Source organism: Corynebacterium neomassiliense, assembly GCF_900626215.1.
GTDB classification, from domain to species: domain Bacteria; phylum Actinomycetota; class Actinomycetes; order Mycobacteriales; family Mycobacteriaceae; genus Corynebacterium; species Corynebacterium neomassiliense.
The window spans coordinates 2721721-2742595 of the sequence record NZ_LR131106.1; the positions used below are offsets into that span (position 1 = coordinate 2721721).

Genomic DNA, 20875 nt, shown 5'->3' on the forward strand with positions numbered 1-20875 from the left:
GCTGGTCGTGGTGTTGTGCTGCGGGTGGTGTGTGGGGTGCCTGGTGTTGTTTGAGAACTGTATAGTGGACGCGAGTATCTTCTTTTGATGCAATTTTGCGTGTGTCGTTTTGTGCGGCGCAGTTGTGTGTGAAGTGTGTGAAGGGCGTACGGTGGATGCCTTGGTACAGTGGGCCGATGAAGGACGTGGGAGACTGCGATATGCCTCGGGGAGTTGTCAACTGAGCGTTGATCCGAGGGTGTCCGAATGGGGAAACCCGGCCGTGGTTGTGTGCGGTCACCTGCCGGTGAATGTATAGCCGGTGTGGAGGTTACGCGGGGAAGTGAAACATCTCAGTACCCGTAGGAGAAGAAAACAATAGTGATTCCGTGAGTAGTGGCGAGCGAAAGCGGATGGTGGCTAAACCGGTGTGCGTGTGATACCTGTCAGGGGTTGCGTGTGCTGGGGTTGTGGGGTCTTGTGTGACTGGTCTGACAGCTGGTCGCCCGGGTTGCGTGTGCTAGCGGAAGTGGTTTGGAATGGCCTGCCGTAGACGGTGAGAGTCCGGTACGTGAAAGCATGTGTGGTCGGGTTGCGAGTGTCCCCGAGTAGCAGCGGGCTCGTGGAATCTGCTGTGAATCTGCCGGGACCACCCGGTAAGCCTGAATACCCGTTGTGACCGATAGCGGATAGTACCGTGAGGGAATGGTGAAAAGTACCCCGGGAGGGGAGTGAAATAGTACCTGAAACCGTGCGCCTACAATCCGTCAGAGCCTTTCGGGGTGATGGCGTGCCTTTTGAAGAATGAGCCTGCGAGTCAGCGGCACGTCGCGAGGTTAACCCGTGTGGGGTAGTCGTAGCGAAAGCGAATACTAACGAGTGTGTTGTAGTGGCGTGTCCTGGACCCGAAGCGGGGTGATCTACCCATGGCCAGTGTGAAGCGACGGTAAGACGTCGTGGAGGCGCGAACCCACTTAGGTTGAAAACTGAGGGGATGAGTTGTGGGTAGGGGTGAAAGGCCAATCAAACTCCGTGATAGCTGGTTCTCCCCGAAATGCATTTAGGTGCAGCGTCGTGTGTTTCTTGCCGGAGGTAGAGCTACTGGTTGGTTTAGCGGGACTATCATCTTAGCGACATCAGCCAAACTCCGAATGCCGGTAAGTGAGAGCGCGGCAGTGAGACTGCGGGGGATAAGCTTCGTGGTCGAGAGGGAAACAGCCCAGATCGCCGGCTAAGGCCCCTAAGGGTGTACTAAGTGGAAAAGGATGTGGGATCGCGAAGACAGCCAGGAGGTTGGCTTAGAAGCAGCCATCCTTGAAAGAGTGCGTAATAGCTCACTGGTCGAGTGGTCCTGCGCCGACAATGTAGTGGGGCTCAAGTACACCGCCGAAGCCGCGGAACTCTGCACGTGTGTGCGGGGTTGGTAGGGGAGCGTCGTGTGGCCGGTGAAGGTGCGGGGTGACCCAGTGCTGGAGGCTATGCGAGTGAGAATGCAGGCATGAGTAGCGAATGATGAGTGGGAAACTCATCCGCCGGATGACCAAGGGTTCCTGGGTCAAGTTGATCTTCCCAGGGTGAGTCGGGGCCTAAGGCGAGGCCGACAGGCGTAGTCGATGGATAACGGGTTGATATTCCCGTACCCGTGTGTGTGCGATCATGGTGAATCGGTGATACTAACTGCCCTGAAGCTGTCAGGTCACGTCTTTGGCGTGGTGTGGTGGTGGATGCGTGGGACCTGAGCCGGTAGTAGTCAAGTGATGGGGTGACGCAGGAAGGTAGCCGAGCCACTTAGTGGATTGTGGTGTAAGCGTGTGGCCCGAGTCCCAGGTAAATCCGGGGCTTGTGTGGGTGAGGCGTGATGCGTACCCGTTTGCGGGGATGTCGGTGATCCTATGCTGTCGAGAAAAGCCTCTAGCGAGTGCATGTACGGCCCGTACCCCAAACCGACACAGGTGGTCAGGTAGAGAATACTGAGGCGATCGGGTGAACTGTGGTTAAGGAACTCGGCAAAATGCCCCCGTAACTTCGGGAGAAGGGGGGCCCGTGCTGGTGGCAGGACCGTGCGTTCTGGAGCTGGTGTGGGTCGCAGAGAATAGAGGGAAGCGACTGTTTACTAAAAACACAGGTCCGTGCGAAGACGGTAAGTCGATGTATACGGACTGACGCCTGCCCGGTGCTGGAAGGTTAAGAGGACCTGTTAGGGCTTTTGTCCGAAGCGGAGAATTTAAGCCCCAGTAAACGGCGGTGGTAACTATAACCATCCTAAGGTAGCGAAATTCCTTGTCGGGTAAGTTCCGACCTGCACGAATGGCGTAACGACTTCCCTGCTGTCTCAACCACAGGCCCGGCGAAATTGCAGTACGAGTAAAGATGCTCGTTACGCGCGGCAGGACGAAAAGACCCCGGGACCTTCACTATAGCTTGGTATTGGTGTTCGGTTCGGTTTGTGTAGGATAGGTGGGAGACTGTGAAGTGGCCACGCCAGTGGTTGTGGAGTCGTTGTTGAAATACCACTCTGATCGTATTGGATGTCTGAACCTCGGCCCATGATCTGGGTTAGGGACAGTGCCTGGTGGGTAGTTTAACTGGGGCGGTTGCCTCCCAAAGTGTAACGGAGGCGCCCAAAGGTTCCCTCAGCCTGGTTGGCAATCAGGTGTTGAGTGTAAGTGCACAAGGGAGCTTGACTGTGAGACTGACAGGTCGAGCAGGGACGAAAGTCGGGACTAGTGATCCGGCACCGGCTTGTGGAAGCGGTGTCGCTCAACGGATAAAAGGTACCCCGGGGATAACAGGCTGATCTTCCCCAAGAGTCCATATCGACGGGATGGTTTGGCACCTCGATGTCGGCTCGTCGCATCCTGGGGCTGGAGTTGGTCCCAAGGGTTGGGCTGTTCGCCCATTAAAGCGGCACGCGAGCTGGGTTTAGAACGTCGTGAGACAGTTCGGTCTCTATCCGCCGCGCGCGTTGAAACTTGAGAAAGGCTGACCCTAGTACGAGAGGACCGGGTTGGACATACCTCTGGTGGGCCAGTTGTCACGCCCGTGGCATGGCTGGTTGGCTACGTATGGGAGGGATAACCGCTGAAAGCATCTAAGCGGGAAGCCTGTTTCGAGATGAGGTTTCGTGTGAGGTTCCCTGTAGACGACGGGGTTGATAGGCCGGATCTGGACAGTGTGTGAGCGCTGGAGGTGACCGGTACTAATTGGCCGAGTGCTTCACTTCTGATTGTGTGCGTGTGTTGTGTTGTTGTGAGGGTTTTTGCGTCCACTGTGCAGTGTCTGGAACGGCACCGTGTGCCCGGCCCCCTTGGTGTGTTGTGGGGGGTGTGTGGCGTGTGTTGTTTCGTTGTGTTTGTCGGTGGTTTCAGCGGTGGGGTCACGCCCGGTCCCTTTCCGAACCCGGAAGCTAAGCCTGCCTGCGCCGATGGTACTGCACCTGGGAGGGTGTGGGAGAGTAGGTCACTGCCGGCATCATTCTTTTTTGTTGTTGAGGGTGTGTGGGTGCGGGGTCTGGTTGACTGTCCTGTGTGGATGGTTGGTCGGTTCCTGTGCCTGTGCACTCTCTGTTTTTTTGCGTGCGGTGTTCACCCACAATTCACCCCAGGGGGCAGGTGTCGCACGGTGGCCGTTGCACCGGTACCGTCGGGGAGGTTACCGGACAGGATAGGCACGCGACGAGTAGCGGGCGCGGTGACACCGGAAGGTGGACCAGGTGAGCAGTAATGACGCGTGACCACACGCGGGATGAGCGTTCGCCTGCCCGGGCAGGGGGAACCGTGCTGAGGCTGTCGCTGCGGTCGCTGCGCAGCAGCGCACCCCGACAGTTCCTCAGTGTTCTGGCGATCGCCGTGGCGGTCGCCTTCCTCACGTCCACCCAGATGCTGATCTCGGTCCTGAACACCACGGCGTCCTCGATGATGAGCTCCGGCTACGAGGGAGTGGACGTGGTGGTCCGACCGGGACAGAGCAGCACGGAACTTGACCCGTCTTTCCCCGACAGGATCGCATCCCTGCAGGACGTGTCTTCAGTGTCAGTTGACGACAGGAGGACCGTCAGCGTCACACTCCCCGACGGCACACCGGCGGACACTGCGGGGCACCGCGTCCACCTCGAACCCTGGCCGATCAACGGTAAGGGCAGCACCCGCGGGCAGTCGCAGATACCGGGCGAGTCCTCGGCCGGAGAAGGCTCCGGGGAGGGTCCCACAGTTTCGGGCAGCGGTGAGGCCTATATCCCGGCGTCCACGGTGCAGGGCGACCTGCACCCCGGGAGCATCGTCGTGGTCGAGGACAGCACCGGAGACTACAGTCTGGCACTGCAGGATCCGCCAGAAGGGGGCGTAGCGGGCGGCACGGCCGGCACAGGCGGCACGCCTGGCACGGCCGGGGGCGGCGGGGACATTGCGGTGTACCTCCCCGCAGGGGAGTACATGGCCCGCTACGGCGCTGACGGAGTCCCGGAGATCCACGTCGCGGTCGCCGGGTCGTCCGGCGCGGAGTCCGTAGCAGCATCGGTCTCGGCACTGCTGACGTCCCCCGACGCCCCTGCGCCGGACGTGCGTACAGGTGCCGAGCTTGTCGCTGAGGCGGAGAAGACAACCAGAGACACCATCGGTTTCATCCCCTACCTTTTGTACGCGTTCGTCGGAACCGCGCTGCTGGCCACAGCCTTCACCATTTTCAACACGTTCACGACCACTGTCGTGCGCCGTCAGCGGGACACCGCACTTCTGCGCTCACTGGGCATGACGCGCGGGCAGACCGTGGCGGCCATCCTCATCGAGGCACTGTCCTGCGCGGTGGCAGGATCCTCGGCAGGGGTGGTGGTCGGACTACTCGTGGTCCGGTCGGTGGTTCCCGCTGTCGGTCGACGGCTGTCCGATGTCAGCCTGACCGTCCCGGAGCTCACAGTGGTGTCGGTCGCGCTACCGGTGGCGGTGGGGGTCGGTGTGACACTCGCCGGAGCACTGCTGCCCGCACTGCGTGCCGGGCGGGTGTCAGCTACAGAGGCTCTGCGCCGCTCCGGGGCTCCCCGACGCGGGCCCCGGTGGGGTCGTGTTCTCGTGGGACTCATGCTGCTCACCGCAGCCCTGGCCCTGTGCCTGGCCGGACGACTGCTGTCCGGGGCGGGAACCGGGGCACGGGTGGGACTCGCCGGCGTCGGCACGGTGGCCGGTTTCGCCGGGGTGTACCTGGTCTCCCCGGCGGTTCTCCATGGCCTGGTCACTGTGATGGTGCCGGTCGTTTCCGCACTGACCCGACGCCTTCCTGTCAGCGGGGCGGCCCTCAGACTTGCCGTCGCCCAGGGACGGCGTGATCCGGCGCGGACGGCCGGAACCGCGTTCGCACTGACCCTGGGACTGGCCCTGACCACCGTGACCGGCTCTCTCGGCGCCTCGGTCGTCAACGGTGTGACGACGGCGGTGGACTCCGAGGTCACGGCCGATCTTGTCGTCAGTTCGGCGGACGGGCTGACCGGCGAGCCTGTGCCCGGACCCGCGGTCTCCGCCGTGCAGGACGCCCCGGGCGTCGCCTCGACCTACACGGTGGGCAAAGCCCCGCTGATCGTGGGCACGGCCGGGGACGGTGTCGTCCTGGCGTCCGTCAGTGACGGCGATCCCACCACTGCACTGGATGTCGGGGAGACCGAAGGCACGACCGACCTGTCGGACGGGGAGGGGGTGACGATGTCGGCGTCCTTCGCCCGTCAGCACGGGTGGATTGTCGGCGACACCGTGGACATCGCGGTACCCGGGCAGCCAGCGTCCGCGCCGATGCCCCTGGTCGGCACCTACGGGCACTCCCGACTTCTCGGTGACGTGGTGGTGTCCTCCACCGCATTCTGGAAACTTGCCCCCGGCTCGAGGGGACTGGGCGGGCACCGTACCCTTGCCGTCGCCGTGACCGGGGACGGTTCACAGGACGCCGCGACCCTGCGTGAGGGAATTGCCGGGGCGGTGTCCCGCTACCCGGCCGTCGACGTCCAGACACCACAGGAGTTCGCTGGGCAGCAGACGAAACTCGTCGACAGGTTCACCGCCCTCGTCTACGCGCTCTGTGCACTGGCGGTGCTGGTGGCCGTGGCAGGTGTGGCGAATACGCTGGCACTGTCCGTCGTGGAGCGTCGCCGGGAGATCGGGATGCTGCGGGCGGTGGGGGCGTCCCGCGGGTTCGTGCGCAGGACCCTGACCGCGGAAGCGGTGCTGACTTCCGTGTACGGTGCCGTGGTCGGCGTTGTCACGGGCCTCGCCGCAGGTTACGGCCTCCAGGGCGCCCTGGGCGGCGTGGGGCTGACAGCCCTTGTCGTACCGGGTGGACTGGTCCTGGGCGTCCTCGTGGGATCTGTCGTCGTGGGGGTGGTGTCTGCGGTGGTGCCGGCGGTGAGGGCCGCCCGCATCCCCCCGTTGGACGCCGTGGAGGACTGACGCAGGTCCGGGAGGGTCAGCCGAAGAGCTCTTTCGTCGCGATGGCGGCACCCTCGACCAGGGACTCCAGCTTGGCCCAGGCGATCTGGGGGTGCAGGCGTCCTCCCAGACCGCAGTCGGTGGAGGCGACGACGTTCTCGGGGCCGACGATCCCGGCGAACTTCTCGATCCTGTCGGCGACGAGACGGGGGTGCTCGACGACATTGGTGGAGTGGCAGACGACACCCGGGTAGATCAGGGTGTTCTCCGGAAGCTGGTGGTCGGTCCAGACCCGCCACTCGTGGGCGTGGCGGGGGCTGGAGGCCTCGAAGCTGTAGCCGCCCACCCGGGCCCGCAGGACCTCGTCGATGATGTCCGCGAAGGGGATGTCGGTGGTGTGCGGGCCGTGCCAGGATCCCCAGCAGATGTGCAGCCGTGTCTGTTCGCGGGGCAGGTCCCGGATGGCCTCGTTGAGTGCGTCGATGCGGATGCGGATCCACGCGCGGTAGTCGGCGACCGTCGGTTCGGGGTTGATCTGGTCCCATGCCTCGGCGAGGTCGGGAGCGTCGAACTGGACGGTGAAACCGGCGTCGGTGATGGCCCTGTACTCGTGGGAGAGTGCGTCCGCGCAGGCCCGGACCAGTTCCTCGTCGGTGTCGTAGAACTTGTTGGTCAGACGGGCGGCGGAACCGGGGGCGATGGCTGCGACGAAAGCCCCGGACCGGTCGTGACCGACCTTGTCGAGGGCAGTGGTGAGAAGCTGGACGTCGGTGTCGACCTCCTCCTGGCCGATGTAGGTCACCGGGCCGGTGAACTCCGGGTTCGCGACCTTCGCGCGGCCGGTGAAGATACCGGACTCCGGGTCCTCGTAGGCCTCGCTGAACGCGGCACGGTCGCGTCGGTCAGGGAAGCTGGTCAGCCTGATGTGCCCCGGGGTGGAACGGATCCGCTCCGGGTTGGCCCACCGGTCGGTGTCCGTCATCGTCAGGCCGCCCAGCCGGGTGAAGGTGTAGTTCCACCAGGCGCCGTAGTCCACCGCCCCGGAGGTGATGTGGCCGTACTCGCCCTCGTTGATGATGTCGAGACCGAGGTTGTGCTGGCGGGCGACGACCTCGTCGACGCTCTGCTGGAGGATCGTGAGGAACTCCTCACGGGAGATCTCTCCGGAACTGAAACGGCTGTTGGCGTCCAGCAGCTCCGGGGTGCGGGGCAGCGACCCTACGTGGGTGGTGCGGATCTTGTTGACCATGTGACTCTTCGTGTCTCTTTCTCGGATGGACTAGTTGACGGGGCAGCTGTCTAGCTGCCGTAGATCTCGCGGGACGCCAGGGCGGCGCCCTCGACCAGGGACTCCAGCTTCGCCCAGGCGATCTGCGGGTGCAGGCGTCCTCCCAGACCGCAGTCGGTGGAGGCGACGACGTTCTCGGGGCCCACCAGGTCCGTGAACTGCAGAATCCGGTCGGCGACGAGACGGGGGTGCTCCACGACATTGGTGGAGTGGCACACGACACCCGGGTAGATCAGGGTGTTCTCGGGCAGCTGGTGCTCCGACCACACCCGCCACTCGTGGGCGTGGCGGGGGCTGGCGCCCTCGAAGGTGAGGCCGCTGACCTCCGCCCTGAGGCATTCCTCGACGATGGCGCCGAAAGGCACGTCCGTGGTGTGCGGGCCGTGCCAGGATCCCCAGCAGATGTGCAGCCTGACCTGCTCCCGGGGGATTCCGCGAAGGGCCCGGTTGATCGCGTCGATACGGATGCGGATCCACGCCCGGTAGTCGGCGACCGTGGGCTCCGGGTTGATCTGGTCCCAGGATTCCGCGAGGTCAGGGGCGTCGATCTGCAGTGTGAAGCCGGCGTCCGTGATCGCCCTGTACTCCTCGTGCAGCGCCTCGGCACAGGCGATGACGATCTCCTCGTCCGAGGCGAAGTACTCGTTGGCCAGGCGGGCGGCCGAACCGGGGGAGATGGCCGCCATGAAGGCGTCCTTCCGGGGGGGTCCGGCGGCGTCGAGAGCTGTGGTGAGCAGGTCGATGTCGGCACTGACCTGCTCCTGCCCGGTGTAGGTCACCGGGCCGACGAAGGTGGGTACGCTCATCGCCCTGCCCATGAGACAGCCCGACGAGGGATCGGAGTACGCCTCACGGAACGCGGTCCAGTCACGGCGGTCGTTCATGCTCGTCAACTGCACGTTGCCGGGGGAGGAGCGGACGACGTCCATCTCCACCCACTCGCCGGGCTGCGGGGCTCGCAGTCCGGAGAAGCGGTCGAAAATGTAGGACCACCAGGCTCCGAAGTCGATCGGGTCGGAGGTGATGTGGCCGTACTCACCTTCGTTGACGATGTCGATGCCGAGGTTGTGCTGACGGGCGACGACCTCGTTGACACTGGTGCGCAGGACATCGAGGAACTCGGTCCGGTCGATGTCCCCGGCTGCCATGCGGGCCCCTGCCTCCAGCAGTTCGGGGGTGCGGGGCAGGGATCCCACGTGGGTGGTACGGATCTTGTCGGCCATGGTTACTCCTGAGGGACGGGGCTGACGGAGGCGCAGCCGAAGTGGGACACCGTGTCAGACACGGTGTGGTTGGCACGGTGAACCACAGTGCAACTCTGTGGTGAAACGCTTAAGTGAGAATCTTCAGTGGAACTCTGTGGGGGATTCTAGACCGAGCGGTTCAGTAGGTGACTATTCACCCCCGGCGAGGTGTACCTTCACCCCCGAACGCAGACGCACGGCGGCGAGATCCAGCGTCTCATCGTTCTTGCAGAACGTCCACCGGACCAGCGTGTGCACCGGGTCAGAGGGGTCGGCGGCCGCACGGTCGTTGACGAAGGCGGAGACCGGTATCCCTGCCACGCCCACAGCTGCAGGAAGACGCCGGCAGAACTCCTCGGCAGACATGGGGTTCCCGTCGGCCCCCGTCAGCCCCAACGGGGAGATGTCGGTGATCACGTAGTATGTCCCGTCACTTCCCAGAACCTCCATCCCGGCGTCCCTCAGGGCCGTGGTGAGCCGCCCGCGGCGGGAACGCAGTGTCCGTGCCCAGTCCCGGGACCACGCGTCCGCGTTGTCCAGGGCCCAGGCCACCGCCGGCTGCAGGGGCGTGACCCCGACATAGGTGAGGAACTGCTTCGCCGCGGTGACAGGGCCGAGCAGTTCCGGCACGGCGATCGCCCATCCGGTCTTCCAGCCGGTGACGTTGAAACTCTTCGCGGCCGAGGAGATGGTGACCGTGCGGTCGGCCATGCCGTCCAAGGTCGCGAAGGGAATGTGCTCCCCGTCGAAGGCGAGACGCTCATAGACTTCGTCACTGATGACGACGATGTCTGTTCCCCGCACACAATCGGCGATGAACTCGAGGTCACCGCGGCCCAGAACCGTGCCGGTGGGGTTGTGCGGTGTGTTGAGGAGCACGGCGGCGGTCCCCGGCCCGGCGACAGCGGCGGCGAATGCCTCCCTGTCGAGGGACCAGCGGCGGACCCCTGTGCTGCCGGTGCCGGTTGTGCCGGTTGTGCCGGTTGTGGACAGTCTGAGCCGTACCGGACGTACCGTCGCACCCGCCAGCCCGACCGCCGCCGTGTAGGCGTCATAGGTCGGCTCCAGGGTCACGACACTCTGCCCCTCGTCGACCAGGCCGAGCACGGAGGCCGCGATGGCCTCGGTGGCGCCCACGGTGACCAGGACGTCGTCGGCGGTGACCTGCTGTCCCCAGCGGTTGCGCCGGTCCCGTGCGACCGCCTCGCGCAACTGTGCGACACCCGGACCCGGACCGTACTGGTTGTCGCCGCTGAGAATGGCGTCCGCGGCGATACGCAGCATCTCGGCCGGACCGTCGTCGTCGGGGAAACCCTGGCCGAGATTGGCGGCACCTGTTCGCACCGCTTCGGCGGTGGCGGTGGCGAAGATGGTCGGGCCGATGCCGGCGACGCGGCCGGCCGGTCGGTGACCCCGGCCCGGGGGTGTGGTGGAAGTGGTGGTGTGTGCGGGGGACTGGACCATGACCGCAATACTATGGGCGACATGACTCACATCCAGCGACCCACCCCCCTCACCGCCACCGGCGCGGACCCCGACCATGTCGAACACCTGGAGGCGGTGGACCCCGCTGACCTGCCCAAGGGTCATCCGAAGGACGCCATGGCCGGCCATGACAAGCTCAGCCCACGTCAGCAGCTGGGCCTGCTCCTGCAGTACTTCCGTGACTCCTACCCGGAGATCTACACCTCCCTGACCACTGACGAGGGTGCGGGCGGTGCGGTCACCGCCGAACTGAAGGACGCCACGGAACGGATGTGGGCCCGTGTGCCCGACCTCATCACCCACTGCAGCCTCCTGGTGCTGGGGGCCGGACTCGACCAGACGATGCCGGGTGTCGCCTTCCTGAGGTCGGGACCCGCGGCGTCCCCCGTCGTTATCGCCGGCCTGGCTGCCACGGTGCTGCGTCCCTCGTCCCCGACGGGTGCGGTAGCTGTGAGCCTGCACGGGGGGCCGGGCTGGTTCGGGGACGCCGAAAGCCATGACCAGCTGTGGCTGCCGTTGTTCGCGGCACTGGCGGAGAAGTCCGGGGTGACGGTCGTCGACCTGGTGTACCCCCTGCCGGGCTACGGGGACGGAACTCTGCAGAAGACCGCCGCCGCGGTGGCGTCCGCGGTCGCGGAGGTGCGGGAACGGGCCGGGGAGTTCGTCGCGGGAGCTGCAGCGGACCGGGTCGGCCTGGTGACCTTCGGGTCCGGGCTGACGGTGGCGGAGCAGGTCGTGGAGGACGCCTCGTTCCTGCTGGCGATGACACCACGGATCCCGGAAGGGCAGGACCTCGACCTGTCGGGGGTCTCCACGAGGGTGTCGGTGGCGTCGGAGGATTCCAGGGGGACGCATCCGCAGACTGTCCTGGACTGGTTCACCGCCCGTACCGGCGGCCGGGAGCCTGCCACCGGCACGGACTTCGAGTACGCGGAGTACCTGTCTGAGCACATCATCGGCGTGCCGGACGTGTGGCGCCGGAGAGTCTCTGACGATGCGGCATGGCTGGCCCGGCGGTAGGCGAGATCAGGGTGTTTTAACCGGTAACGGGAGGCGGAAAACAGGTACAGGACAGCTGTCTCCGGGTACTGGTAGCGCACGAGCTGCATGCTCGGGGGCTGCCGAAGCCGGCGCAATGTGGGAATCACGTGCGGATTCGACCTCACGCAGGCGGTGGCGTCACAGTCTGATCACCAATCTCCCTGGGCTTGGGCGCGGATCCGTCCATCGGCGCTGCCAGCGTTACAGTCTTGTAAAAGCTCTCAGATTGTTGAACACATACATTGTGGGTTGTTCAACAATCCCATAAAGTGATCTGCACCATAACGAAAGAGGTGCAACGATGAACGAAGCTGGCGCGGACAATTGTCCCGAGGGCAGTGGTACGGCTGCTACCGGTGAGAAAACGGCAGTCGGGCCATCAGACGGACAGCGCAGGAAAGGAATGACTCCCACCGGTCGCGCGGCGACATTCGGGGCGATGTTCATGATGGCCACCAGCGCCATCGGTCCAGGGTTCCTGACCCAGACCAGTGTCTTCACCGTCCAGATGGGGGCTGCACTCGCATTTGCGATCATCATCTCCATCATCATCGACATAGCTGTGCAGCTGAATGTGTGGCGGGTTCTGGCTGTCTCCGGACAGCGAGCCCATGAACTGGGGAACACCGTGCTTCCCGGTCTCGGGTGGTTCATCGCAGTCCTCGTGTTCACCGGAGGTGTCGCCTTCAACATCGGCAACATCGCGGGAGCCGGGCTGGGGACCAACGCGATGCTCGGCATGGACCCGAAGCTCGGTGGCGCACTCTCCGCCCTCATCGCTATCTGTGTCTTCCTGTCCCGAAAGGCCGGTCTCGCTCTGGACCGCATCATGGTCGGCCTCGGCGCCCTGATGATCCTCCTCATGCTCTACGTTGCCGTAGTCTCCAACCCGCCGGTGGGGGAGGCTCTGAAGAACACCGTGGCTCCCGACGAAATCGACTTTATGGTGATCACCACTTTGGTCGGTGGCACCGTCGGCGGATACATCACCTTTGCCGGAGCACACCGACTTATCGACAGTGGTGTCACCGGTCCGGAGAATGTCGGCAGGATCACGAAGACGTCCATCGCGGGCATAGTCATCACCGGTGTGATGCGCATCCTTCTGTTTTTGGCCGTGCTCGGCGTAGCCGCGACCGGAGTGACACTGGCAGAGGACAATACCGCCGCGGATGCCTTCTACCACGCTGCCGGTGAACTGGGACTCCGCATGTTCGGGATCGTGCTCTGGGCCGCCGGACTCAGTTCAGTGGTGGGCGCCGCGTACACTTCAATCACCTTTATCACGACCCAGCAGACGCAGCCGAAAAACCGGAATGCTCTCACTGTGGCGTTCATCGCCTTTTGCGCGGTAATCTTCCTGTTCCTCGGCGCCGCTCCCCAGACCCTTCTGATCTTCGCGGGAGCATTCAACGGGATCATCCTTCCCGTCGCCTTCGCTCTTGTGCTCTGGGTCGCCTGGAAGCGCCGAGATCTGCTCCACGGGTACGCGTATCCGAAGTGGCTGCTGGTTATCGGCGTCATCGTTCTGGCGCTGGAGTTCTACCTCGGGTGGAACTCGCTGACCGGTATTGCTGATCTCTGGAAATAGAGAGGAATCCATCCGTGACTGTCCCATCCCCGATCTCCCACGAAGAACGGGCCGCGCTGTCGCCGGCGCAGGCACGCGCGCTCTTCCGAGACGGCCTGCAGGTCCCCACCCCCGGGTTTTCTGCGGGCTACGCACAGGCCAACCTCATCACTCTGCCGAAAGAGGATGCCTTCGACTTCCTCATTTTCGCGCAGCGCAATCCGAAGTCGTGCCCGTTGCTCGGTATCCTCGAACCGGGGGAGATCTCCTCCGAACTACTCCTCGGGGGTGATATCCGGACCGACATTCCGGGATACCGTGTGTTCCGCAACGGTGAACTCACCGAAGAACGCGCCGATGTGACTGGCTTGTGGCGTGAAGACCTCGTCTCCTTCATCATCGGTTGCTCCTTTACTTTTGAATCAGCTCTCCTCGACAACGGAATTCCGGTCGCGCACATCGAGCAAGGGTGCAACGTTCCTATGTACAGAACCTCTATCGAGACCTCTCCGGCAGGGAAGTTTCACGGGCCGATGGTGGTTTCCATGCGCCCGGTCCCGGCGAATCAGGTGGCGGATGCTGTGCGCATCACCTCTCGCTATCCCTCGGTCCACGGGGCCCCGGTGCATGTCGGTGATCCCGGTGTCATTGGTGTCCCTGACCTCGCGCACCCGGACTTCGGCGACGCCGTCGAGGTTGCCCCGGGAACGGTGCCGGTGTTCTGGGCCTGTGGCGTGACCCCGCAGTCCGTGGTGATGAGCTCGAAGCCGGAACTGGCCATCACCCACTCGCCGGGACACATGCTGGTGACGGATGCCCGTGACCTGCAGTACCAGGTGCCGTGACGGACGGCATCAACCGGTACGCCGCCGTTGCGAACCTCTGGACCGCTGAGGCGACCCTGTAGACCCGGGCCGATCCGCACCGCTCGGCGGACAACCATCCGCTGAGTATGCCGCTGTCAAATGGCCGGGGTGCGGACCTCTGCCTCAGGAACGAGACCACCCACCCGACTGGTCCATTGAAGCTCCGGCGGGCCCGCACACTGTTTCGTCCACGGCATGGCCAACGGGTGGATCCAGGAGGGCGCACGGTGGTCGAGACGTCCTCCGGATCCACGGGGATCTTTTGACAGATGGAGATGGAGTGGTTCCCGGACCCGACGTGGATCGTCGCCGCCGTCGTCGCCGCCGTCATCACCTCGTCTAACCTGGGGGAATAGACGTCCTTTACGCCGGACCACTGACCGCCCTGTGCGTAGCGGGTTCGGAGAACTCCGCGTCGTTCCCCGCGTGGTCGTCCGGCGACCGTTGCCTGTTCACCAACGCGACCCTCCTGGGGCGAGGGCATCGGACGCCATCAGGTGGAACAGAGTTTCGCCGGCTTGGTCGTCGAGCGGATGATGAGCGTGTCGGACGCCGCGGCGACGGGTGTTGGCCGCACTCTGGAACGGGTCACCGGTATCCGAGCCGATAGCTCGACATAAAGGCCTGTGGGTGGTACTGCGTCTGGTGATCGAGATCGTGGATGCAGGTGAGCACTGCCTTGACAAGTACTACTCGGACACCTGGCCGGCAGAGAGGGAGATCGACGCCGGCCCGTGCCGTGACCGCATCGGGTACCGCATTTTCCCGGTCTGCCCACCTGGCACGTAGGGCAGGCCAGCTGTTCCAGATACCGCCGGTTGGTGTCACTGATCATGCCCGCGCCAGCGACGACGGTGACGTCACTAAGGCCGTAGGTGTCCGTAAGCGCCTCCAGCTGCGGGACGAATGCCGTCGTTTCAAGCTTGTTGCACTCGAACGCCCGGATACGCAGGGGAAACCCGTTTGTGCCGGTGAGCATTCCGAGGGTGAGTCACACTGGTCGATTAGGCGCTCCTCGGGTCACCCGGTCACGCGGAACCAGTCACCCTTTCTTCTCGGAATACGGAGTGGTGACCTCATTGAGGACTTATAAGGTCGGTCCCATCCCCGCATGATCAGCACACACGCCGGTGACCGCATTTCGGAACCCGTCGGTGGGGTGGTGCGGATGTGGCCGATGTCCCGGGAATCTGGTCGCCGGAAATCTGGTCTCTCGGAATGCGTGATCTGTACGTCGGTGACCTCGGAGGCCGTGGTCACGGTACGACTTTGTGGGCTCACTGCGGTCGGATCTTGTCAAACCCGGCGTCCGGACAGTGGGTCGGGAGCTCTCAGCAGGAGCGTGTCGACCGGGCAGCGCCTTATTCCGCGCGGACCCCGCGGCCGGCCGTCAGTCCGTGACCAGGTGAGCTGCGGAGGATGTCGGCGATACCGGGCACGAAGTCGAGTGTGCGGCGGAAACCCGGCCTGAGATCGTGGTCCTCGTCGGTGGTGTCGAACGTGGACGCCCCGGACCAGATCTCGCGGAGTACGGGGGACAGCAGTCCGGCGCGGCCGCGGAGACGGAGGACCCGGACGGCGGCGAAGAGCTCACAGGCCAGCTGCACCTCGAAGGCGTCCAGGGAACGGTTCAGCTGGTCGACGGCCTGGGGTGCGAAACTGGCGTCCTCCTCCATCCCCCGGGACACTGTCGTGGTCCCCAGGGAGACCGGGGCAGCGGAGGCGCGCATCTCGGCACCGGCGGAGGAGGAGACGTACTCGAGGATCATGAGTCCCGAGGACCCCTCGGGCCCCTGTGCCACGAACGGGGGGAGACCGGTGATGCCGGGGTCCATGGCGTCCGCGATCCTGCTTTCGGTGAGCGGGCAGGTGCACGCCAGTGCGAGGTTCACGGCGTCCAGCTCCTGGGCCAGTTCGATCTGGTTGAAGTTGCCGTGGTGCACAGCGTCGACAGTTCCGTCCTCCGCCTCGACGAACAGGGGATTCTCCTGGGCGATGTTCATCAGTGCGGTCAGGTGGTCCCGCAGCGCCGCAGTCCGTGCCACGAGAGCCCCGAGAACCGTGATGAAGGTACGGAATCCGTACCGTTCCTGGACGCGGGGAACGGGCCCGTGGAAGGCGGGGGAATCGGTCAGCCTCCGCAGCAGATCAGCCACCTCCGGGACGCCGGGGGCTGCGGCGGCCCGGGCGGAGGCTGCGGACCAGTGCTGCGGATTGGCGGCGACCGCAGAGGCGGTCAGTGCGAACACCGCCGCCGCGGCGTCCGTCAGCTTCCCGAGTCTGACGAGGCTGAGGGCGGCCCGCGACACGGTGAGTGCACTGCTGCTGATGAACGGGAGAGCATTGTCTGAACTGAAGCGGAACGGCGCCTGGTGCATCTCCGGGGTACAGGGACGCTCCCCGGCAAGGGCCAGCCCGAGTCCCGCCAGGGCGGAGAGGTCCCCGGTGCCGATGGCCGACCGGGAGAGAACGGTGGGCAGTTCATCGGCGTCCAGCAGCCCGACGAGGCGCTGCAGCAGTTCCGGGGGGACTCCGGAGCCGGGGTGGGAGAGCTGGCTGGCGCGCACCGCGATCATGCCCCTGACCACGGGACGGTCCAGAGGTTCCCCGGTTTCCAGGCCGTGACTGCGCAGGAGCCTCATGCCGTGTCCCTCACCCTCCAGGCGTGTGGACTTGTTGCCGCCGACACCGGTGGTCCTGCCGTACACCGGCTGCGAGGTGTCCCGGGATTCCAGGCGGTGGTGGAGCCGGCCGATCCTGTCGAGGACCTTGTCCGGGACGGAGACGGTGTCCTGTTCCACGGCGATTCTCCAGAGGGAGTCAGGGGTGAGCTGGTCGCCGAGTTCGAAAGGCATGGGGAGCTTCCTTCGTTTGACATGCGGATATGTGTTGACGTGAACACTCCGGAGCATATCAACTTCCACATCGTGAAAGTCCAGTTTCATGATACGGTAACAATGAAGTAACTCGGACGACACGGTGACGCAGCAGATTGAGACTGTCACCACCGCAACCAAGAGGAGCCTCATGATTGAGCTCAGAAACGTGTCGAAGAAGTATCCGGACGGCACCGTCGCAGTGACGGACCTGACGTTCAGTGCTCCCAACGGCAGGATCACCGCGCTCGTCGGACCGTCGGGCTGCGGCAAGACCACCACTCTGAGGATGGTCAACCGGCTGATCGAACCCAGCTCCGGTGAGATTCTCCTCGACGGGGAATCCGTGAAATCCCGTGACGTGGTCGAACTGCGCCGCCACATCGGATACGTCATCCAGAACGCGGGTCTGCTCCCGCACAGGACCGTGATCGACAACATCGAGACCGTGCCACGCCTCGAGAAGAAGAACATCGACAAGGCAGCCCTGCGTGAACGCGCCCGTTCACTCATGGACATGGTCGGTCTCGACTCCTCGTTCGAGGACAAGTACCCGGGACAGCTCTCCGGAGGCCAGAGCCAACGGGTCGGGGTGGCCAGAGCCCTCGCCGCCGACCCGCCGTTCATGCTCATGGACGAGCCCTTCAGCGCAGTTGATCCCGTGGTCCGCAAACAGCTCCAGACAGAGTTCCTGAAGATCCAGGCCAAGGTCGCCAAAACGATCATCATCGTCACCCACGACATCGACGAGGCGCTGCTTCTGGCGGACCAGGTTGTCGTCCTCGGGGAAAAGGCGAAGATCGAGCAGATCGGGACACCCGAGGAACTCCTCAACGCACCGGCCAACGAGTTCGTCCGGAACTTCCTCGGGAAAGGACGGGACTACCGGGCCCTGGCATTCGGCTCATCCGCCGGTCTCGTACTCGATCCTCTGCCCGTCACCCACCCCGGCGGCGAGATCAGGACCGGTGACGTCCTGGATGCCGCGACCCTGGACTGGGCCGTGACGGTCGGGACCGACAACCTCCAGGCCTGCCTCGACGCGACCCTGGCCGCGCCCGCCGGACGGGCCGTCGCAGTGGACCCCTCCGGACGGGTGGCGGGGAGCTTCGACTCCGGTGCCGTCACAGCTGCCGCACGGGCACAGGAATAACGGCAGGACGGCAGATCACCATGAACTGGCAATGGGTCCCGGAAAACATGGACCTCATCATCGACCTGACGAAAAGTCACCTGAAACTCACACTCGTCCCGACCGGAATCGGGCTGGTGATCTCCCTGCTGCTGGGGACACTGGCCACCTACGTCCCGAGAATCCGGGAGTTCGTCGTCTCCGGAACATCACTGCTCTACACGATTCCCTCACTCGCCCTGTTCGTGCTGCTCCCGGGAATCCTGGGGACGAAGATCCTCGACCCCGTGAACATCGTGGTCGCCATGACCATCTACACCGTCGCACTGCTGGTGCGCGTGGTGGTGGACGGGCTTACATCGGTCGACGAGACCACCCTGATCTCCGCGAAAGCCATGGGATTCACCGGCGTCCAGGAATACTTCCGCGTCCGCCTTCCGCTGGCCGTGCCCGCGGTCCTCGCCGGTCTGAGGAACGTCGTCGTGTCCAATGTCTCGATCGTGACGATCGCCGCGACGATCGGTATCAGCCAGCTGGGCACACTGTTCACACTGGGATTCACCCGGAACAGCATGGAACCGATCGTGGCGGGACTGGTGTTCAGTCTCCTCCTGGCCGTGGTCCTCGACCTCGTGCTGGTGTTCATCGGCAGGCTGCTGTCCCCATGGAAGCGAGGCAAGCGTGCTCACTGAAGTCATCTCATGGCTGACCGACCCGGGTAACTGGGGCGGTGACGGCGGAATTCTCTACCAGCTCGGTTACCACATCCTCTACTCGCTGGTCTCCCTGGTGGTCGCCACAGCGGTGGCCGCCCCGGTGGCCGTGTACATCGGGCACACGGGACGGGGCAAGCAGACGGTCATGGCACTGGCCAACGCCGCCAGGGCCCTGCCCACACTGGGTCTCCTCATACTCCTGGTGATCCTCATCTCCCCCAGTTTCTCCAGTGACCTGGCATTCCTGGTCCCGGGCCTCATCGTCCTGGTCCTCCTCGCAGTCCCCCCGATCATCACCGGAATCGTCACCGGATTCGACTCCGTTCCCGACTACGTCATCGACGCCGCCCGGGGAATGGGCATGTCCGAGATCTCCATCGTGTTCAGGGTCGAAATTCCCTGTGCCACGGCCCTGGGCATCTCGGGGATCCGCAGCGCCCTCCTGCAGATCGTCTCAACGGCCACGGTCGCGGCATATGTGTCCCTCAACGGACTCGGGCGCTTCATCCTGGACGGACGGGCGATGAACGACTACGCCCAGATCGCCGGCGGAGCAGTTCTCATCACACTTCTCGCACTGGTCATGGACCTCATCTTCATGGCTGCGCAACGGGTGGCGGTCCCCCGTGGACTCAGAGTGAAGAAATAGAACCCCAGAACCACAGAACCACAGACAGCACAGCATCGAAACGGAGACACAATGTTCAAAAAAGTAATGACCACAGTTGTCGCGGCGGCAGTGACGGGATCCCTCCTGGCAGGCTGCGGCGGCGGGGACCCGACCTCCTCCGGCACCGGCTCCTCGGGAGACAGCTCGACACTGACCATCGGATCGGCGGACTTCTCCGAAAGCCAGCTTCTCGCGACGATCTACTCCCACGCACTCCGTGACGCGGGCATCAACGTGACCGAGAAACTGGGGATCGGCAGCCGGGAGATCTATCTCGAGGCACTCAAGGACGGTTCGATCGACATGCTCCCCGAGTACAGCGGAACTTACCTTTCCGCACTCGACCCCGACACCACGGAGACAGACCCCGCGAAGATCACCGCTGAACTGAAGGAGAAGGTCGGTGACGGCCTCGAGATCCTGGATGTGTCGGAGGCGGAGAACAAGGATGTCGTGACACTGTCAAGTGACTTCGCCCGTGAACACCCCGAGGTCGACAAGGTCTCCGACCTGCAGGGACTCGCCGGCGACATGACCCTCGCCGGGCCTTCGGAATGGAAGGAACGCTACATGGGTGTCGCTGGTCTCAAGGAGGTCTACGGACTCGACTTCAAGAGCTTCAAGGTCCTTGACGCAGGAGGGCCGCTGACCCTCGCCTCCCTGAAGAGCGGCCAGGCTCAGGCCGGCGACATGTTCAGCAGCGATCCCGCGATCGAGGACAACGACCTCAAACCCCTCGAAGACGACAAGAACCTGTTCCTTCCCGCGCAGATCGTCCCCGTCGTGCGGTCCTCGAAGATCACCGACCAGGGACGTGAGGTCATCAACAAGGTGCAGGCGGCACTGACGACGGAAGGGTTGACCGACATGAACAGGAAGATCGCCGACGGCGGTGATCTCGGCCAGATCGCCGATGAGTGGCTCAAGGCTGAGGGGTTGGCGTCCTGATGGCGGGCGAGGGAGTCACCAAATCCGTCGAGCGGGCACTCCAGCTGCTGGGCATCGTGTGCAGCGAAGACTCCATGACACTGACAGAGGCGGCGCGGGACGCCGATCTGCCGGCAAGTACCGCACTGCGGCTGCTGCGTTCACTGTGCGCCCAGGGTTTCCTGCGCAGGGAAGAGGACGGAAGCTACCGCGCCGGGCCCCGGCTGATCCAGCTCGGCGCCAGAGCACTGTCGAAGAACAACCTGATCAACAGCGCCGGACCCTATATGCGGGCCCTGGCCGCCGAATGCGGTGAATCCGTGTACCTGTCGGTGAAGGTGAGCCAGGAGGAGGCCCTCTACATCCACATCGAGGAGGGGACCCACTCCGTCCGTCACGTCAGCTGGGTGGGCAACACCATACCCCTGGACAACTCCGCGGCAGGGAAGGTCTTCCGAGGTGACGAAGGGGAGGCCGCGGTCGTGGAGGACAGTGTGGAGAAGGACGTGACCGCCATCGCCACGGGTGTGAGGGTCGGCGGTCAGCTGGTGGCGGCGCTGAGCATTGTGGCGCCCAGCTACCGCATGGACGCCGACATCATCGACGCCCTGAGTTTCGATCTCAGGGAGATGGCCTCGGACGTGGAATGTGCACTGGGAGGAGAACTGAAGTGAGAG

General features: G+C 64.2%; 14 protein-coding genes and 2 rRNA genes. 12 read left to right on the top strand and 4 right to left on the bottom strand.

What is annotated here, in order from left to right:
* Positions 1 to 127 precede the first annotated feature (127 nt).
* The 3 genes from E0E18_RS11905 (at position 128) to E0E18_RS11915 (ending at position 6404) form a co-directional block, all read left to right on the top strand.
* A 23S ribosomal RNA gene (locus tag E0E18_RS11905) occupies positions 128 to 3202 on the top strand.
* A 131-nt stretch (positions 3203 to 3333) separates the two neighbouring features.
* Positions 3334 to 3450 (top strand): 5S ribosomal RNA (gene rrf / locus E0E18_RS11910).
* 251 nt (positions 3451 to 3701) lie between these two features.
* The gene (locus E0E18_RS11915; protein ID WP_130840994.1) at positions 3702 to 6404 is read left to right on the top strand and encodes an FtsX-like permease family protein; all 2703 of its coding nucleotides are present in this window, start codon (positions 3702 to 3704) and stop codon (positions 6402 to 6404) included.
* 16 nt (positions 6405 to 6420) lie between these two features.
* Here the strand turns inward: E0E18_RS11915 and E0E18_RS11920 are convergent, their stop codons facing one another.
* The 3 genes from E0E18_RS11920 to E0E18_RS11930 all read right to left on the bottom strand — a co-directional run bounded on the left by E0E18_RS11920 (position 6421) and on the right by E0E18_RS11930 (position 10379).
* On the bottom strand, positions 6421 to 7632 hold the full coding sequence (locus E0E18_RS11920; RefSeq protein ID WP_066590057.1) for a cobalamin-independent methionine synthase II family protein: 1212 nt from the start codon (positions 7630 to 7632) through the stop codon (positions 6421 to 6423).
* A gap of 50 nt (positions 7633 to 7682) precedes the next feature.
* Complete coding sequence (locus tag E0E18_RS11925; RefSeq protein ID WP_130840996.1) at positions 7683 to 8894, bottom strand: cobalamin-independent methionine synthase II family protein; 1212 nt, start codon at positions 8892 to 8894, stop codon at positions 7683 to 7685.
* 171 nt (positions 8895 to 9065) lie between these two features.
* Positions 9066 to 10379 (bottom strand): aminotransferase class I/II-fold pyridoxal phosphate-dependent enzyme, encoded by a 1314-nt coding sequence (locus E0E18_RS11930; RefSeq protein ID WP_130840999.1) that lies wholly within the window; start codon positions 10377 to 10379, stop codon positions 9066 to 9068.
* Positions 10380 to 10400: 21 nt separating this feature from the next.
* Between E0E18_RS11930 and E0E18_RS11935 the strand changes: the two genes are divergently transcribed.
* The 4 genes from E0E18_RS11935 to E0E18_RS13900 all read left to right on the top strand — a co-directional run bounded on the left by E0E18_RS11935 (position 10401) and on the right by E0E18_RS13900 (position 14666).
* A complete protein-coding gene (locus tag E0E18_RS11935; RefSeq protein ID WP_130841002.1) occupies positions 10401 to 11420 on the top strand; it encodes an alpha/beta hydrolase family protein in 1020 nt (339 codons plus the stop codon).
* A 424-nt stretch (positions 11421 to 11844) separates the two neighbouring features.
* Positions 11845 to 13032, top strand: coding sequence for an NRAMP family divalent metal transporter (locus E0E18_RS11940; protein WP_237559768.1), 1188 nt, complete (start codon positions 11845 to 11847; stop codon positions 13030 to 13032).
* Positions 13033 to 13046: 14 nt separating this feature from the next.
* Positions 13047 to 13856 (top strand): putative hydro-lyase, encoded by an 810-nt coding sequence (locus E0E18_RS11945; protein ID WP_237559769.1) that lies wholly within the window; start codon positions 13047 to 13049, stop codon positions 13854 to 13856.
* 651 nt (positions 13857 to 14507) lie between these two features.
* On the top strand, positions 14508 to 14666 hold the full coding sequence (locus tag E0E18_RS13900) for a hypothetical protein (RefSeq protein ID WP_161972286.1): 159 nt from the start codon (positions 14508 to 14510) through the stop codon (positions 14664 to 14666).
* A gap of 572 nt (positions 14667 to 15238) precedes the next feature.
* On the opposite strand, the gene E0E18_RS11950 is transcribed toward E0E18_RS13900, so the two are convergent.
* Positions 15239 to 16732 (bottom strand): aromatic amino acid lyase, encoded by a 1494-nt coding sequence (locus E0E18_RS11950; protein ID WP_161972287.1) that lies wholly within the window; start codon positions 16730 to 16732, stop codon positions 15239 to 15241.
* A gap of 172 nt (positions 16733 to 16904) precedes the next feature.
* On the opposite strand from E0E18_RS11950, the gene E0E18_RS11955 reads away from it, so the two are divergent.
* From E0E18_RS11955 to E0E18_RS11975, 5 genes are read left to right on the top strand one after another with little or no spacing between them, the layout of a single operon-like run.
* Entirely contained in the window at positions 16905 to 17906 is a 1002-nt protein-coding gene (locus tag E0E18_RS11955) for an ABC transporter ATP-binding protein (protein ID WP_066590187.1), read from the top strand.
* 20 nt (positions 17907 to 17926) lie between these two features.
* The gene (locus E0E18_RS11960) at positions 17927 to 18577 is read left to right on the top strand and encodes an ABC transporter permease (protein WP_066590069.1); all 651 of its coding nucleotides are present in this window, start codon (positions 17927 to 17929) and stop codon (positions 18575 to 18577) included.
* Positions 18567 to 19250 (top strand): ABC transporter permease, encoded by a 684-nt coding sequence (locus E0E18_RS11965; RefSeq protein WP_110481893.1) that lies wholly within the window; start codon positions 18567 to 18569, stop codon positions 19248 to 19250. Before E0E18_RS11960 ends, E0E18_RS11965 begins: the two co-directional genes overlap by 11 nt.
* 51 nt (positions 19251 to 19301) lie before the next feature.
* Positions 19302 to 20219: an ABC transporter substrate-binding protein gene (locus tag E0E18_RS11970; protein WP_066590075.1), complete on the top strand. Its 918-nt coding sequence runs from the start codon at positions 19302 to 19304 to the stop codon at positions 20217 to 20219.
* Positions 20219 to 20872 (top strand): IclR family transcriptional regulator, encoded by a 654-nt coding sequence (locus E0E18_RS11975; protein ID WP_130841009.1) that lies wholly within the window; start codon positions 20219 to 20221, stop codon positions 20870 to 20872. Before E0E18_RS11970 ends, E0E18_RS11975 begins: the two co-directional genes overlap by 1 nt.
* The last annotated feature ends 3 nt before the right edge of the window (positions 20873 to 20875 follow it).

Coding starts and splice junctions, on each gene's coding strand:
- E0E18_RS11915 (WP_130840994.1), top strand. CDS start 3,702: ATGACGCGTGACCACACGCGGGATGAGCGTTCGCCTGCCCGGGCAGGG.
- E0E18_RS11920 (WP_066590057.1), bottom strand. CDS start 7,632: ATGGTCAACAAGATCCGCACCACCCACGTAGGGTCGCTGCCCCGCACC.
- E0E18_RS11925 (WP_130840996.1), bottom strand. CDS start 8,894: ATGGCCGACAAGATCCGTACCACCCACGTGGGATCCCTGCCCCGCACC.
- E0E18_RS11930 (WP_130840999.1), bottom strand. CDS start 10,379: ATGGTCCAGTCCCCCGCACACACCACCACTTCCACCACACCCCCGGGC.
- E0E18_RS11935 (WP_130841002.1), top strand. CDS start 10,401: ATGACTCACATCCAGCGACCCACCCCCCTCACCGCCACCGGCGCGGAC.
- E0E18_RS11940 (WP_237559768.1), top strand. CDS start 11,845: ATGACTCCCACCGGTCGCGCGGCGACATTCGGGGCGATGTTCATGATG.
- E0E18_RS11950 (WP_161972287.1), bottom strand. CDS start 16,732: ATGCCTTTCGAACTCGGCGACCAGCTCACCCCTGACTCCCTCTGGAGA.
- E0E18_RS11955 (WP_066590187.1), top strand. CDS start 16,905: ATGATTGAGCTCAGAAACGTGTCGAAGAAGTATCCGGACGGCACCGTC.
- E0E18_RS11960 (WP_066590069.1), top strand. CDS start 17,927: ATGAACTGGCAATGGGTCCCGGAAAACATGGACCTCATCATCGACCTG.
- E0E18_RS11970 (WP_066590075.1), top strand. CDS start 19,302: ATGTTCAAAAAAGTAATGACCACAGTTGTCGCGGCGGCAGTGACGGGA.
- E0E18_RS11975 (WP_130841009.1), top strand. CDS start 20,219: ATGGCGGGCGAGGGAGTCACCAAATCCGTCGAGCGGGCACTCCAGCTG.